Here is a 15,889-nt window from a genome sequence, read left to right as displayed (position 1 = left end):
GAGAAGAGGCAAAGCGGGCTATTTTTGAGTATATCGAGGTGTTTTATAACCGAGAGAGACTTCACTCAACCAATGGGTATATTGCGCCATTGGTCTTTGAGGAACCGCTGTCAAAGGCAGCTTAAGAAATGTGTCCGGAAAACTGTTGCCAGATCATAATGAAGAGGTAACCGTTTTTGCGGCGGTTACACTTGTTCGATACTTGGGATGTCGACCCGCCGAACTCAGGCAACTAAAGTTCATCACTCCTCGCTACATCAGCATCCCGTCTGCGAAAAAAACAAAAGACGGAGTAAGAGGGCTAGACCGCCTCATCGAGATAGATAACAGTGCTTTATTCACACGCTTGAAAGAGCACCATCAACGCTTGATAAATGCCCCGTATGCCGATCAGATCAGATATGTACAGAAGCGACTTGATAAGCTAACTCAAAGGTTGTGGCCAAAGCGCAAAGTGCACCCATCTCTATATACTTGGAGGCACCAGTTAGGTGCTGACTTGAAAGCGAGTGATATGCCGCAGGAAGAAATTGCCGCCATCATGGGTCATCAATCAGTCAGCAGCGTTGAGGTGTATGGGAACCCTCGTAGCGCTCAGCACTCAAGAAATTACTTGAAGCCGGATAAAGGTATTGTTAAAAAAGTGACTAAACGTAACCAACATCATCTCAAGAAACATAAAAATGAGCCCATCACGCTCAATAATATAAGCCGATGGGTCAAGCAAAACTATCATGCCGCAAGGAGACGGCCAGAGCCTGACATAGAGCCGCGTAGATAAAGATTTACTACTATCTGGATGAAAGCTAACCCTTAATCCATCACGTATTGCTCCGATTCTCACTAAAACAGGCGATAACCTCAAACGTCAGTGCGGTGATATTACAAGCATTAACACGAGTAAAGAGCTAACCGGGCACTCAGTAGAAATATGCTCTAAAAATCGACTCAATAAAATATCAGGCCTGAGAAACGAACAAGTTCAATAACTTTGTGTAAGTCTTTTGGTCTTCGTTAATTTATTGCAGACCTAGGAAATTGAACTAAGCAATAATGAATGAATAAAAGTAGACGTACGGGGTTCAGCTTCTGACACCTTTGATATCTGTTTAAAAACATCAATTCAGCTTCCTTCTAGTGATGGCTAACGCACATAACGCCGGCTGACCGAGCAAATTTTTGATGGCGGTTGTTGTGCGTGTATTTGCACAAAAAGTGACAGCGTAAATTTTTCCGGTGCAGCCGTTTGTTATATTCCTACTGTCTCAGTTTTAGAATTATCTTTTAAAAACTGAGATTTAGGTATTGTACACATATGTTCACGTAGATCAGGGGTTACCAGTTCTCTACCATCTTTAATAACTCCATATTTTTTAAATGCTGAGTCAGTCATTAAAATTATTACCTCTGCATGTTCATCATCTAAATTTTTAATAAAAGGAGATAATTGACCTACGTGATAAGCATCACATTCGAGAAACAATCCATTAGAGAATTTTTTGTAAAAGAGTTCATGGAAAATGATTTTAGCTGAATCTAAAAATGCAGTAGATGAAGGAAAGCTTTCTCTTACAATTTCTTCAGAATTTTTAATCAAGTCTTGATTTAATACGACACCTCGACCGTAGCATAGAAATGCAGAAGCGGTATTTAAATACTTTGTTTCACTAGTTAAATAACTCTCAATTTCATCTTTTGACATTACACTGCTCATCCAAGCAGAATCATAAACATAGAAATTATTTTCTTCATCATATATGAATTCAATTTCTGAAAGATATTCTTCTTTAAAGCCAACGCCTTTCCAATTAAAACTTTGAATTACATCCAAGACCATTTTCCTTGATTCAAAGAAGTAACAACCCCTAATTCTTGATACTTTTTTAGGAAATTCGTTATATCGGGTGTTCACAATCTCCATTTCATTTATGAATGGTTGCCACAACCTTTGATCGCAGGCTATTTTTAAACGACTTTACTGCCACAAAGATAAATATGACCTCCTAGCCTCTTCTGTCAAATTCACAGATGTATCAATAGAAGATATTCTTCCGATAGCGACTTCCCATGCACCAATGGGGTTAGATATATTTAAATAACACCAAAGTTTTTTTATCTTAGACATATATACTCATTAAAATTTTAAATATAGCGGTCATATAACGCCCGCATAAACTACGTATCAAGTTGGACGATTTTTTGGGCTTTTGGTATTAGCAAAAAATCGGCCAACTTGCGGAGTCAGTTTTAATGCGCTTATTATGCGGTAACTAGAGCTTACAATTCTTATGATATTACCACCTTCTTACTCAAATTCGTCGATCAAGCCACTAATTAAATCGCAAGACTTTTGCATAGGGCTCGAAAGTTTTCCAACACATACTTTATCAAAAGCATATTGCGCTCGAGACTTTGGCATTGGGTGGGAACTAAATGAATTAACCTGCTTGATACGTCGAAATCTTTCTATCTGAGATAGATAGCCTAAAGACATAGTAATACCCAATATTGGATTTTCGTTCATCCGGACCAGATTATCGACAGCCCACTTGTCAGCCTTTATCTCTGCTCCTCGACGGTCTGATAACAATGCGTTTTTTTGAGCGAAACCAGTGATATGATGCCCCATCTCATGCATGCCGATCAAAATCAGGGCACTCATCATGTATAGATTTTTAGCGTCGTTCATTGTTGTATTGTTTTGCCAAGCTTCAAGTTTAGTATCATCCGTAAAGATTATTTCAGCAAACGATAGAGGGGGAGTTGGACTTTTTGATACCACATTTCCAAAATAATAATCAAAATATTTATCACAGGCTTTTCGTCCATCACTTATTTTTGTAATAATCAGACAATCAACATAATTATATAGACCGTCTAGAAAGCCGGCATAAATATAGACTTTTTTAGTATCACTTTCAGTGTATACAGCAGTTACAACTACTGGATTTTCAATGAACTGAAAGTCGACGCTTCGAAGAATTTTCCGATCTGAATTAGACATTTGGTCAAGCAGACGGGGGAAAACACGATCTTCAAAAGTTTGAACTAAACCTCTAAAATAGTCCATTTTGTCTTGTGCTAATAATGTTGTAGGCATCAATATTAAAACCAAGAAAGCAAGAATATACTTCATTTAATTAACTCCATATATATACGACAATCGTTAGTTACTGGTTTTTCAGGAAAAAATTCGCACTTTTCATATACTTCCTTACCGACATATATTTTAGCCGCGACTTTCTGTAATGAACTTACACTAGAAAGAAAAACCTCCTTGGGTATCTGACCAGCCTGAAATCGACTTTTCATTTGTGATGCCAGTTCAAGCTGTCTTTTCAAATGACTAGAGTCTTCGGCACCAAAAAATGATGTAAGCCGGGATCCCAAAATATCGGGGGCAGAAGGACTCTTGCTGTTTTCGCTGAACTGAACATTTTGCCATGTCATTGTAATCAGCACAGACGTGCTAAACAAAGCAAAGAAAATTCCGGGGCCAACTTTAATAAGTTTTATAGTAAAGCTTTTCCCTGAAAATTCTCCAGACTGCTCGCTATCAATGCCAGCTATAAATAGTTTGTATCCGAAGTAAAGAGCTAGAATAGCGGCGCCAATAATAATTAGTCGTTCAAACCCTCGAAATATTGTCGCAATTTCATCGATGCCCATTTGAGTATACCTCTAATTAGTTGCTTAAACTCAGAGTATCATTGCTGTATAACGCGGTATTAAGCGGACTAAAATTGTTGGTTATAATGTGGAGCGAAGCGGTACCTAACCAACTGTTTTAGTTTCGTTTAAATGCCTTATTAAGTTTCCCTGAACTTTAATTTAACCTTACCCAGTTCAATTGTGTATGATTCAGCTTCAATTATTTCACCACACAACCAAAAAGGCTCACCTTCATCAGCTATTAATAACGTATTATTTGTATTTTTTTCCACTTCAAATGAGGCAAACAATAGAGAGTCATCTAGATCTGCTGTTATCCGAAGCTTATTGTCACCTTTCTCCTCTACCGTAGACAAAAGAGCTCTCCACTGAACCTTCATTCCTTTGTATGAAGACTTTCTATGTTTAACATCTAGTGGTTTAGCTTTACGTATATCTTTTTTTATGTCGGATGGAAGTGGCTTTAATTCATATTCAGTTATTGGAAAAGCGGGTTCAGTACCAAGTACATAGACTTTGCCTTCAAAATCTTCCTGTGCGACACTCTCAACAGATGCAGATGTGCTCACTTGTTCCACACTTGATAATGGAACCACTCGTGATTTTTTATCGCTTAATTTAAACGTTTCAATTACTGATAATAAGTGCTCGATTTTACTTTCTAATTCTTGTAATTTATCAGTTTCTTCAGCACCTCCCTTCAAACCAAAGATAGAATAGAATAAAGCAATAATACAAGCTGCAACTTCACCAATAAGGCCTTTCACCATCAGCTCTCTTTCACTTTCTGTTGGTGATCCAAAACCTAGAAATACCATTGCTAAAGTTCCAAGGACCATAACTACAAAAAGGATGAGAAAAACCCAAAATAACACCCATTTCATTTTTTCTTTTTGATTAGTCATTTAACTCTCCATGAAAGCTTAACGCTTCACATCACCGTAAGAAAAAAGCAAAGCGAGGAACGAGGAACGCTTTTTAATGTCCGAGTGCATTTGATTGTTATACGGTAGATTTACTAAACTCTAAATTTTACTTTGGGATAAAAAAGCACCCTAAATTTTCCGTTCTTAGGCATGATAATCAAATGGACTGTCCCCCCCTCCCCAATACGTCACGCCAAGACATCTAGTATCACTATGAATTTTAGTTAAGTAAACGCCACCTTCGAGTAATTTATATCGACAGTTAGCAGTACCTATTTTATCACCATCTGATGCTAATATTTGAGTATTGCCATCCTCAATATTTTTTAGTTTTACAGGCGTCCCTTCAACTGGAGCATAAGTATTAACCCATGTTGCAAATACTACTGCACTAACTGATCTCCAAGTAGTCTCTGATTTTGGCTCATAATCTTTTATAAAACTCCACCATAAATTAGAAGTTTCAGGTGTTGGCCAATCAAGTCTAATTGCAAGTTCAAAAACATCTAGAGAATTTAGCCACGCTTTTAATTGATCACCCGTTGTGAAAGAAGCATTGGTAGAATTGACTGCATGTATAGCGGCCTTTCTTGAGTTAAATCCAGCTTGCATCAACAGTGCAGCACTTCTATTTAAAGTACCATTTTCGATAGCAGGAACTACTAGCCCAACTTCATAATCAACTATTGTTGCACCATCGGAAATAACATCTTCATTAGCTTGTGCACGAACCCTTATAGCCTCTAACCCCCAAGGTAGACGGTAAATCAATCCATCCTCTATAAACATTAGAGCTTCATTGATATCAATAAATTCATGATCGGTGAGTATTTCTCCCCTTAACCAAACCGCCAAAATATCTTTCCACTCTTCCGGTAAATTACGCGGTGTAAAAGGTGATATGTCAAAAACCAATTCGGCTAACTGTATTATTGTCTCAATCGCTAACTGTTGTTCGTTGGTGGCTATATATATGTTTGCATTTACAAGCAATACGTTTGCTTGAGCGGATATAGCATCAAGCCTCTGACCTGTAGCCAGTCCAACACCAGCAAGAAAATATCCTTTGCGTTGAAGAGTAGTGGTGACATTCCAGATATGTTTTGCACGTTGTGCTAATACGGAATCAAACAGTCCTTTTAGGCCTTGTTGCTCTTCATCATGACGAGTTAATCTTCTTTGCCATAGTGAAGACTGAAGGATTACATCCAGTGCATTTGGTATATCAATTATTGAAACCTCTTCCTCGCCTAGCATGCTTAGAAGAGCTGTATCCAAGCTTACGATATGCTTATTCCACTCAATTTCCTGCACCCCTGCCTGCTCTTCAGTTTCATTAGCAACATCAGGAAAGACCCATTCTTGAGTGTTGTTTAAAACATACTCAAGAAGACCATCAATATCTGTCCCTCCTATACTCTGAGCCATTCGACTTACAAGAGTACTGACAAGAAGAGCCAAACCACTCTCCATATTTCGAGCATTAGTATCTTCTACTAGACTACCCCACTGAGTCCGAAACCAATCATGTCTTTCAAATATTGGATAGAGGACTAACCCATGTGTATCAACAAAAGCTCTACCTGCTCGACCAATCACATTTTTAAATTCAGATGCATCTATTGTATTTCTATTACGTGTTAAGGAATAAATAATTACCGCAGTCGCAGATAGGTTTAGACCTTGAGCAAGGGTGGGAGATGAAACTGTAACTTTCAAAATTCCCTCGCGTAACAGATTTTCCATTTCCTTCCTAAAAGGAGTTGGAAGAGCGCCATGATGAACAGCCACACCTATTTTTAAGCATTTAACAACTGGATGACCTTCACCTAACCACTCTTTTCCTAACACTATTGCTAGATCTAGTTGTTGCAATGGAACAGTCAGCACTGAATTGATAGCACCTCGCTTGTGCAAATCAATAATGTCTTTCGCAAAACTATTAACAGATCGTTTTTCTGGGCAATATATTAAAACTGTATGGTTATCCTGAACTAACCTCCAAGTAGCTGCCAAGGTTAATTCTTTTTTATTTTTCGGAAACGGCGTAGTTCTTCTACCAACTGGCGGAATAAATGGGTGAATATAATTAGGAATAAAAGGCTGTTCTTCGCCAATAGTAAAGTTAATTCGTCCAGTATTTTCTTGCCATACAATCTCGCCAAACCTTAGATCTGTAGGTCGCCATACAGATTTTATAGCATCGCCTTCCTTGTCCCGCCTCAACCAACCCACAAAATCTTCTAACTGATCACCATCAGGCAATATAGCTGAAAGGCAAACAATTCTTCTTTGTTCAGAATCCCCACGCTTTAATAAACGCTGAATTTGCACTTCATAACTTATCTCTCGCTCATTAAGACCAATCATATGTCCTTCATCTAAAACTACGAGTCCAATATCATCTATTAATGAAGGGTCATTTCTTAAAGCAAAATCTAATTTTTCTGGAGTGCCTACTACTATGTCTTGAGATTTAATAATATTCTGTTCAAAATCGCTTGTTCCGATACTGCCATAAAGCGAAGAAACTGATTTACCTAACGGTAGAAACGTTTTACGAAGTGATGCCTCTGTTTGGGCGGACAATGCCCTGAGCGGCGTAATAAATAGCACGCGCTTTCCAATAGCCAAACATCGAAGAATACATAATTCTGCGATGCGTGTTTTACCTGCGCTAGTTGGCAGTGAAACCACAAGATCGTCAAAATCACCAACTGCACGCCTAGCCCCCTCCAATTGGGATGGCCAAAGATCAATCTCAGCCTTATTTCTTTTGAATAGTGAAGCAATAAAAAGCCAGCGTAGTAGTGTCCAATTCTCACTGTTTTCTTGATCAGGAGAGAAAGGAATAACCCTATGAAAGCTGGACTCCCAAAGATCAAGAAATAGGCACTTGGTTATTCTCAAAACCCACCATTGCGGCAACATGTTAAGCTCTGCACTAACAGACAGACTATTTTCTACCCGATTAATAGCACCCTCTAGCAGTACGGAGTTTCCTGTCTCTAGTGCGAATAAAAACTCATAAATTGCAGAATAATAGTTGTCTGTTAGTGCTAAATCGATTACAGGTAGCTCAATTGATGCTATTCCAAATTCTTCTTGATCCTCTGACTCAAGTTGATCACTAAGCTGGTCAACTTCAAAGCCTAGCTTTTCAGCGAGTGAATTATCAGTCCCAAGACCAGATGTTTTCCAATCTAGTACTGAAGTTTCAAGCGCAGCAAACTTTCTTAACATGAGTAACGAAAGCATTTTCTCTATTCGACTCAAATTTTCATTTTCAATACTATGATTGAGTAATGAAAATGCTTTAGCCGAAAAACGCCCTAGATGATAACTAGATGCCGCCAATACCTTATGAAAGCCACTTTCTGGATCATCAGAATTACCATTATGTATAACGTCTGTTATTGCTGTGGCGGACTTTTCAAATGCAGCACGGGCAAGATCAGCATCCCCATTCAATTCTGTGAGGCGAATAGCAAGAGATAATAGTGAATAACCGTAGGATAGGAGATCATAACTAAGTTTTTCTGCAAAATTTGGTGAACCATCAGGTAATTCACCGTCAGCCCAAATCATTGAACGCGCCAAACCCCGCTCAAGTAACCGCCCTCTGAAACCGGTAGCTATTGCCTGCCGAATGGCTTCTTCTATTTGCTCAATCGTCGAGGCCATCTAGCACCCCCTGATAAACACTTCCAATAAGCTCCTGGTGATTACTAACTTGAAAACCAACGGAGGACTGCTTTATATTACCGCCATAACTCTCAAATGCCTCTCTTTGAAGAGTCTCAGGATTTGATGATGTAAAGGTAAAAAGTAAGTGCTCAACTTGATTATTGCCAATTCCATCAACGAGCTGTGCTTTTTCTATAAGGTCTGCCAAATCTTGACTGCCTGTTTCTCTAAGCCTCTCTGCCACAAACTCAAGAGCATGTGGCGCAGGCAACCCCTCATCAAGATCAAGCTCACCCCTTGCTTTTATTAAAACATTACGGCTCAACGATAGATTGCTTTTAGCTTCAGCTTTGAGGAATTTTATTGTTTGATTTTCTTGATTTATAAATACTCCGATAACATCATCACCTCGCATTGCCATATTACGGTGATCTTTCCATCTCAATTTTTTTATTGGTGCAGAAAAAACTGTTTGCTCATCAATATAATCCGTTGTGATCACTTCGCCAATATCGCCAGACCGAATTTTTGTTACTTCGGGAATTTTTAACCTGAGCTTTGCTGCGGCAGCAGGTTTACCTAAGCGCTCAAGAGTACACGCCATTGATAAAGGATCTATATAATAATCAGGCAACGTTTCGATAAGCTCTTCGATGAGAGCTTGGTATTCCAGATTCTTGAGCACTACTTTCTTAAATGAATGCTGACCTTGGGAGTAATCAGAAACTACCGACTTATCAATTATATTTAACAATATGTACCCCTCAATTTATTTAATCTGACCTTATCGCCTATAGCATCAGATAAGGGTCGTCATACTAGTTTGAAGTGCCGTATAACACCTTATTCGTGTGCGTGCCTGATATTCTGGCGAGAGATCACCGGGCTTCTGCTTGTAACCAACTGATTTCATTCTGAAACCTTCCATAGTTTGATGATTCCCTTCCAGAAAAGCGTGCGTGCACACTATTTCGGTAATGAGTGGCATATAAGCTTGCAAACCAAATCAATAACCTATTGATTTTATTGATGATCAAAGTATCACCAACCGAATAAACAGGTAGTCACGAAAACTAAGTATGTCCCCTTTCCTAGAAATGTTCAAATCATGCGTTATATCACATAAAGAAATGCCTATAAAACGCATCCATGCTAATACCAAGCAGGTGCGCCAAAACATTTAGAATTACTCACTGAACTACTACCAAGACCATACTCTCGTTAGAACCTGCAAAAAAATGGAGAATTCTCAGCTTAAATGACCAGCCAAGCTCTTTGAGAGCCAGACAGACAAAAGGCCGCAAATGAAGCCTTAAATACTGATTTTGACTACACCTCAGGAAGTGTTCGTCTAATTCTAGCTATGGCTAAATGTCGATTTTTAATCGGCTGACCTTTGCATTGCTGGTAAGGCAGGTAGTTAGCAAAGTGGATATGGGATAAGTTAACCCCATACTTACCGAGGTAAGTATGGGGTTAAAGCTTCAGTTCATTTAGAACTTTCCAACTGGCTTGTCTTGTTCGCATTTTCCATAGCTCTTCTTCGATAATTCCACAATTTACCTCATAGATCTAATGCCCACCTCAACTACCGGAGGTCAGATTGCAGGCGCTTGTTCAGTGTTTTAACTATGACTATTGCTATCTATTGCACGCTTAACAGTTCTGAATGTCTTATTGCCATCTTCAACTAAAGTATTAAAGTCGAAGTAGTTAGGCTTATTACCCATATCAATCCATGCTTTCTTTAAATACTCTTTAAACTTGACTGCTCTTTTATATCGAGAATCGATAGCTAGAGAATTCAAGTCGTGCATTAGTTCTTCTCGTATATCTTTATCTAGTATTGGGGTGTCAAAAACCATTGCATCTAAATAAGAAAAAACTGAAAGCCATCTTTTTAGGTGATAAGCGCCTACGCTCGTAATTCGGAATGAGCTTGGCATTTCGCCAATAAGAGTACCATTAATATCCTCTTCAAATGTGACTCTTTGGGATGTTTCAATGAGCTTTTTATTCGTACACTTCCTCAAAGAGTGTGTTATTTGGTCGGCTGTAAATCCAAAGCTTTGCATCTGCTCAAACATGTTAGTCGTCTGGCAGAATCCATCATTATCAAGATGCTCACCAGTACTATCTAGCAATGCCAATATGATTGACTTCAAAAAGTGTTCTTTTGAATCAGTGGAAGAAATATCATAGATATTCATCGCAATTGAGGTATCGGGATTATAATGAGAATAATCGCCTAGCAGGGCTGATTTAGTGAATTCATGAAGTGGTATTCTATATCGTCCTTCCTCATTCATAATCCTAATAATTTTCTCTGCATCTACATTTGGGCTTCCAATAAATCCTGTTACAAATTCGATTGCAGCCCGTATGTTCCCACCAGTAATATTTGATAGAAACTCGTAGAGTTCCGAATTTTCGGTCAAAGATGTTATAAGTGCCTTTAAAAACTGAGCTAAGTTACCTACATTTACTCTTACATAATTAATGGCCTCAATTGGAACATTCCCTTCCGCCATACTGAGAGCAAAAAGTAGCCGTTTTTTAATAACTGAGTCAATTCTTGGCGGAGATATTGTGAATATTTTATGAGGGTATGCCGCTAACGCGCCGGAACGCTTGGATTTAAAAAATGTTTGGGGCCTAACAGAGACAAAAACGGTTGAGTTCCAGTCTTTCGCAAGTTCTTGAGCAATAATGAATGCACTTTGTTGGGTGTCAAAGTCCCGTTGATCTGCATTATCTAAGGAAATGATAATCTGCTTTTTAGTAGACTTTGCATGTCCATTGATACACCTCTTTAAATGTTGATCTTTTTCGCTAGTAATAGATTCAAGCATTTCCAACAGTTTAGTTTCATATAGATCTGGATTACTTTCTTTTTTCTCTCCCCATATGCCATTTGAAAAACGATGTATATCTGATGCATAAACCCCCTTAATAAATTTAAAGGCATTGACGTCTATATTATATTTTTCATGAAGTTGTGCTTCAATTTCATTCAGAACAAAAGATTTCAGATCATGTGCAAGGGCAGCTTTAGATCCAAGGTCAATATAGATATAGATTGCGTTCTTAAACTCTTCATGAGCGCTGTTATACATTAGATTTTTTACAAAAGAAGTTTTTCCTACCCCAACATCTCCTAATAATACTATTGGCCTCCTTGCTATTGCCTCAGCGAGAATGTCCGGCGAAAAATTATCACTTTTCTTTTCCTTGACAGGAGCAACATGTGGAACAGGTTCGGTCTCGTTAAATAACGATGCATATCTGGCTTCTAAGATATTTTTACTTAATAAAGCATACTTTGACAATGCGCCGCTGTCACAGTAGCACTCTAAGAAAAATGTTTCCTCTACTTCACTGTTTTCAATAATATCTTGTAGAAATAGTTCAGAGAGTTGCCTCAAGGTCGCATGCATCTCGCTTGGGTATCTGACAACTGGATAGTTTATTAATTTTGAAGAGAGTTTGTTTGGTATTCCACTTTCGCCCGAAACCAAATATCTCGAAATATTTCTTTCCCTGATTCCAGCATGAGAAAGAAGCTTCCAAGCAATAAGAAAGTTTTCGAGCATATGGCTAAGACTTGTAAAAACGACAGCTTTTCCTTCATAGACAGATACCCCATCCTGTCTGGAAGCGAGGAAAACTATATATTGATGTCCATTGCTAATGATAGCAATTGGCACCCCCCGCTGACTGCAGTACTCTTGTGCTTGTTTGATTGCAGATGATGAGTCTGTGTCAACCCTCATTATTGAAGGCAAGTCACTTATTAATGACTTCGGCAGTCCAGCTGGAATTTCAAAGGTCTTACCTTCGCGTTTAGCTTCAAGGATAGCAAGCCTTGGCTTCCCTAGTTCATAATCTGTAAACTTTCTTTGCTCAGATTTTTCAACTTCAACTTCATCCCGCGACCATCCGAAGCAATCAAACAATACTTTGTCAATGATATGAAACCTTGTCTGAGCTTCATTCATATCGGAGTCATTCTTCAATTTAGATATGAGGGCACGTAAAGAGGCTTCTCCCGCAGCTAATGTTGTCAATCTATTCTCCTTATTCATTTATATGTCGCGAGTAGCACTGAACGCTTGGCTTTGCGGCGTGCCGGAGCGCTAGCGCAGGTGCGTCCGCCAACAGCCACTTGTTAGATTGAACCCTCACGACTGACTGGTATCAAGCTCGGCTGAACCAAACATGTCTATAGGTATACGTTCCTGCGAGGTAGCCGGTTGCATAGAACTCGCGAGAGTCGCTTCGGCAAATTTGACGACAGACCATATAGTTTTGTAAGCAGCCGATAAATTAGCTTCATATTTTCCAACAGACAATGAGATGCACCCACTCCCGTGGTTAAAACTAATATCCCCACTGGGCATCGCAAACTGTGCTTTTACGTTTCCTCGCGTTATTCCGGGGCGTATGAAGTGAGTTTTCAATTTGAGCGGATTTTCGCTCTCCATAGTGACCCACTTAATAGAACCGAGAACCGATGAATTCAACGCAATAATTTGATCAACCTTTTGTGCGATATGCGCCGACACATTTCGAATATCTCGAATAGCTTGTAGCTGAGAACGCACAACTTTTGGGGAAAACGTATCAGGAATAGTGTCTGAGTTCGGTTGCATTTCCCATAGACACCTAAACCTATCTGCGGCATCAATGAATGCCCAAGCATCAAGAAAAACGTGCGTGAATGAAGACTGTTCGGAAACTCCAGAATCTACCAATGATAGCTCGGTTAACGACCTACATAACCGGCTATATGACAGATTAATGATCTGCGCCGAATGCCTCATTCCATCAAAAAAAACGGCTTGCTTCGGATTAAGAGCTGCCGGTAAATTCAAAAATACTGAGTCTTTTGCGAACATGTTACCCAATCTAACAGCTTATTCGTGTGCGTGCCTGATATTCTGGCGAGAGCTCACCGGGCTTCTGCTTGTAACCAACTGATTTCATTCTGAAATCTTCCATAGTTTGTCGATTCCCTTCCAGAAAAGCGTGCGGGCACACTATTCCGGTGAGGAGTGGCATATAAACTTGCAAACCAAATCAATAACCTATTGATTTTATTGATGATCAAAGTATCACCAACGGAATAAACAGGCAAGCACGAAAACTAAGTGTGTCCCCTTTCCTAGAAAAGTTCAAATCATACTGTATATTACATACAGAAATGCCTATACAACTATAGTGTTTGCAGCGATCACACTGGCTAGCCAGACAGACAAAAGGCAGCAAATGCCGCCTTAAATACCGATTTTAACTACACCTCAGGAAGTGTTCGTTTAGTTCTAGCTATGGCTAAGTGTCGATTTTTAATCGGCTGACCTTTGCATTGCTGGTAAGGCAGGTAGTTAGCAAAGTGGATATGGGATAAGTTAACCCCATAATCGATGTGCTCAATGATCTCTTTCAGGGTTTCAAGCTCAAAGCCATCGCCATATTTACCGGTCATTGAGTTCGGCTCATGCCCTACCGTCGCCGCTATCGCTTCGTTATCAAAGTGCTGACTTCTTAAGGCTTTAACACAGGTGTGGCGAAAGCTATGAAAGCACTTCCTATCTCTGTTTTTGATCGAGAAGTTGTCTAAATACCCTTTGAACCCCGTTTCACCATTGAACCACCGCCCCACCGCACGTGTAGCATTCACATCTTTAGACTTATCAGGACTAAGAAAGAGTGGCTTGGTTAAATTGCCCTTCTCTTCCTGTTTTCGTAGTGCAACAAACTCGAGAAATCCGGCCTTTAAAATAGCGCTATGTATCGGGACTTCTCGCCGTGATGATTCTGTTTTCAAAGCCTGAGCGAGTTCTTCATCGTTTAACCAGAAGTACCAAATCCGGTCTTTAACATGACCGTTACTATCGACCACATCTCTCACATTGATATCGCCAATGGTTAACTGACAAAGCTCGCCTACACGCGCACCTGAAAACATTGCGATGAAAGGCTGCCAGAAGAACGCATCAATCAAATCTCGCTGCCGTGGAAGCTCCTGAAGGTTATAGACATAGCCATTGAGCATCGCGGCCACTTCTTCTTTCATATAAGGCAGATAGGATAACTTGCTCGTTGATGACCCTGATAGCTTCAAAAAAACATCTGCCGCTATGTTGGTTTCAATGATGTCTTCATCGGATGCATATGCGAACAACGCTTTACAGATTTGCATATGGCTCTTAGCCGTATGCAGTGACATTTTTCCATCTTTCGGCGAACGACGTTTTCGATCAGGTTCATATAAACTGCGGATCTTTTTCCTAACCTCAAGGATATCTTTTCGCTTAAGGCTCGTTATATCTTTATTACGCCCAAGCCAGTCAACAACCCTTTCTAATCGACATACACGAATAGAATATGTCTTAGGATTACTCCAATCATCACGCTTTTTTTCTTCTTTAAACTGTGCAGCAACAGTGTCTACTGAAGGTCCACCTAATGATGGCCCACCCCCGCCAGTACCGCCAAGTTGGACACACATTTGTTCAAATTGGAAAAGCTCAGCATTAGCGGCAACAGGGTCCGTCAAATCCGAATACTTTTTCCGACGCCCATCAGGAAAATCTTCGATAATGATTTTATTCTCAGGAGAGTCTGTCGGTAATGAATTGCGCCGCTTTGAGGTAACGGTGGTCACTTCAACAGTGTCTGCTGGTAATGGATTGCATCGCTTTGATGTAACGGTGGTTACTTCAACAGCGTCCACTGGTAATGGATTATGCTGTTTTGAGGTAACGGTGGTCACTTCAACAGAGTCTGCCGCTGAACTTTCTTGAGGAGCCGATGAGGAGTTGAGCGCTACATTGGGATATTCGAACTCCTTCATAACCATGTTTAGATACTCCTGCTTCTGACTTCTTAGATAAAGAATGACATAAGTCAGAAACCTTGATGGGTTAGATAAAGACGCGCCATTATATAACAAATCAGAAAGCTCACCAATCAGCATATAATAATTCGATCTAACAATAGCTGAGCGATATCTTGCTTCAGACTCATTAGCCGTCGTGGTTGAGAAACGAATTAAAGGATTAGAGAGGTTAAAGTGCTCGCAAAGCTCAGCAGGCCATCTGAAACAGACGTAGTAGATGCCATTTTTACGACGATATGTATTAGGAATTTTCGCGCTCATAAACAACCTCAGTATCACAGGTTGGTAGCACAAAACAGGATTGACCAAATTTCAGTACGCTGGAGGCCGCGTGAACCGCGGATCTACGTTGGAATTGGTGGAGCCTAGCGGGATCGAACCGCTGACCTGTTCGCTGCCAGCGAACCGCTCTCCCAGCTGAGCTAAGGCCCCAAAACCAAGTGGCGGCTATAATAATGATGAGGCATTCGAGTGTCAAGTATTGTTGCTGTATTTTAACGGTAAAAACCTTAAAGCTCTTCGAGCTGCCTGAGGCAAGTCCCTACACGAGACCACGCCCCGTAACCCGTATCGCTGCCAGAGCCAGCTCCTACACTCGATAACGTCCTGCAGGAGACCCTTTTAGGGGCGATAGGAGAATCTATAAAGCGTTATTTATGCGAACAAAAAAAAGCCCCGCATGGCAGGGCTTTGAGTCATTTAA

General features: G+C 39.9%; 11 protein-coding genes and 1 tRNA gene. 2 read left to right on the top strand and 10 right to left on the bottom strand.

The genetic code is table 11. The annotated features are described in order from the left end of the window. Together EH243_RS17680 and EH243_RS17675 are read left to right on the top strand one after the other, a co-directional pair. On the top strand, positions 1-125 hold a 125-nt coding region (locus EH243_RS17680), incomplete at its 5' end, for an IS3 family transposase (RefSeq protein ID WP_164549116.1). A gap of 20 nt (positions 126-145) precedes the next feature. Next, positions 146-781 (top strand): site-specific integrase, encoded by a 636-nt coding sequence (locus EH243_RS17675; protein ID WP_164549162.1) that lies wholly within the window; start codon positions 146-148, stop codon positions 779-781. A gap of 468 nt (positions 782-1,249) precedes the next feature. On the opposite strand, the gene EH243_RS17670 is transcribed toward EH243_RS17675, so the two are convergent. From EH243_RS17670 to EH243_RS17625, 10 genes are all read right to left on the bottom strand, one after another. Then, positions 1,250-1,831, bottom strand: coding sequence for a hypothetical protein (locus EH243_RS17670; protein ID WP_126159986.1), 582 nt, complete (start codon positions 1,829-1,831; stop codon positions 1,250-1,252). A 474-nt stretch (positions 1,832-2,305) separates the two neighbouring features. Next, positions 2,306-3,136 (bottom strand): M48 family metalloprotease, encoded by an 831-nt coding sequence (locus tag EH243_RS17665; RefSeq protein ID WP_126159985.1) that lies wholly within the window; start codon positions 3,134-3,136, stop codon positions 2,306-2,308. Beyond that, positions 3,133-3,669 carry a hypothetical protein gene (locus EH243_RS17660; RefSeq protein WP_126159984.1) on the bottom strand — a complete coding sequence of 179 codons (537 nt, stop codon included), beginning with the start codon at positions 3,667-3,669 and terminating at the stop codon, positions 3,133-3,135. Before EH243_RS17660 ends, EH243_RS17665 begins: the two co-directional genes overlap by 4 nt. 140 nt (positions 3,670-3,809) lie before the next feature. Continuing rightward, a complete protein-coding gene (locus EH243_RS17655; protein WP_126159983.1) occupies positions 3,810-4,577 on the bottom strand; it encodes a hypothetical protein in 768 nt (255 codons plus the stop codon). Positions 4,578-4,742: 165 nt separating this feature from the next. Then, the gene (locus tag EH243_RS17650) at positions 4,743-8,282 is read right to left on the bottom strand and encodes a DEAD/DEAH box helicase (protein ID WP_126159982.1); all 3,540 of its coding nucleotides are present in this window, start codon (positions 8,280-8,282) and stop codon (positions 4,743-4,745) included. Further along, the gene (locus EH243_RS17645) at positions 8,266-9,039 is read right to left on the bottom strand and encodes a Hachiman antiphage defense system protein HamA (RefSeq protein WP_164549161.1); all 774 of its coding nucleotides are present in this window, start codon (positions 9,037-9,039) and stop codon (positions 8,266-8,268) included. The genes EH243_RS17650 and EH243_RS17645 overlap by 17 nt, the downstream gene beginning before the upstream one ends. Before the next feature lie 871 nt (positions 9,040-9,910). After that, complete coding sequence (locus EH243_RS17640; RefSeq protein WP_126159980.1) at positions 9,911-12,352, bottom strand: hypothetical protein; 2,442 nt, start codon at positions 12,350-12,352, stop codon at positions 9,911-9,913. A 114-nt stretch (positions 12,353-12,466) separates the two neighbouring features. Next, on the bottom strand, positions 12,467-13,183 hold the full coding sequence (locus EH243_RS17635; protein ID WP_126159979.1) for a hypothetical protein: 717 nt from the start codon (positions 13,181-13,183) through the stop codon (positions 12,467-12,469). Between the two features lie 395 nt (positions 13,184-13,578). After that, the gene (locus tag EH243_RS17630) at positions 13,579-15,447 is read right to left on the bottom strand and encodes a site-specific integrase (protein ID WP_126159978.1); all 1,869 of its coding nucleotides are present in this window, start codon (positions 15,445-15,447) and stop codon (positions 13,579-13,581) included. A 95-nt stretch (positions 15,448-15,542) separates the two neighbouring features. Then, positions 15,543-15,618, bottom strand: a tRNA-Ala gene (locus EH243_RS17625). Between the last annotated feature and the right edge of the window lie 271 nt (positions 15,619-15,889).

The organism is Amphritea opalescens, from assembly GCF_003957515.1.
GTDB classification, from domain to species: domain Bacteria; phylum Pseudomonadota; class Gammaproteobacteria; order Pseudomonadales; family Balneatricaceae; genus Amphritea; species Amphritea opalescens.
Note: the sequence above shows the minus strand (reverse complement) of the source record. Positions and strands in the feature narration are given on the sequence as shown.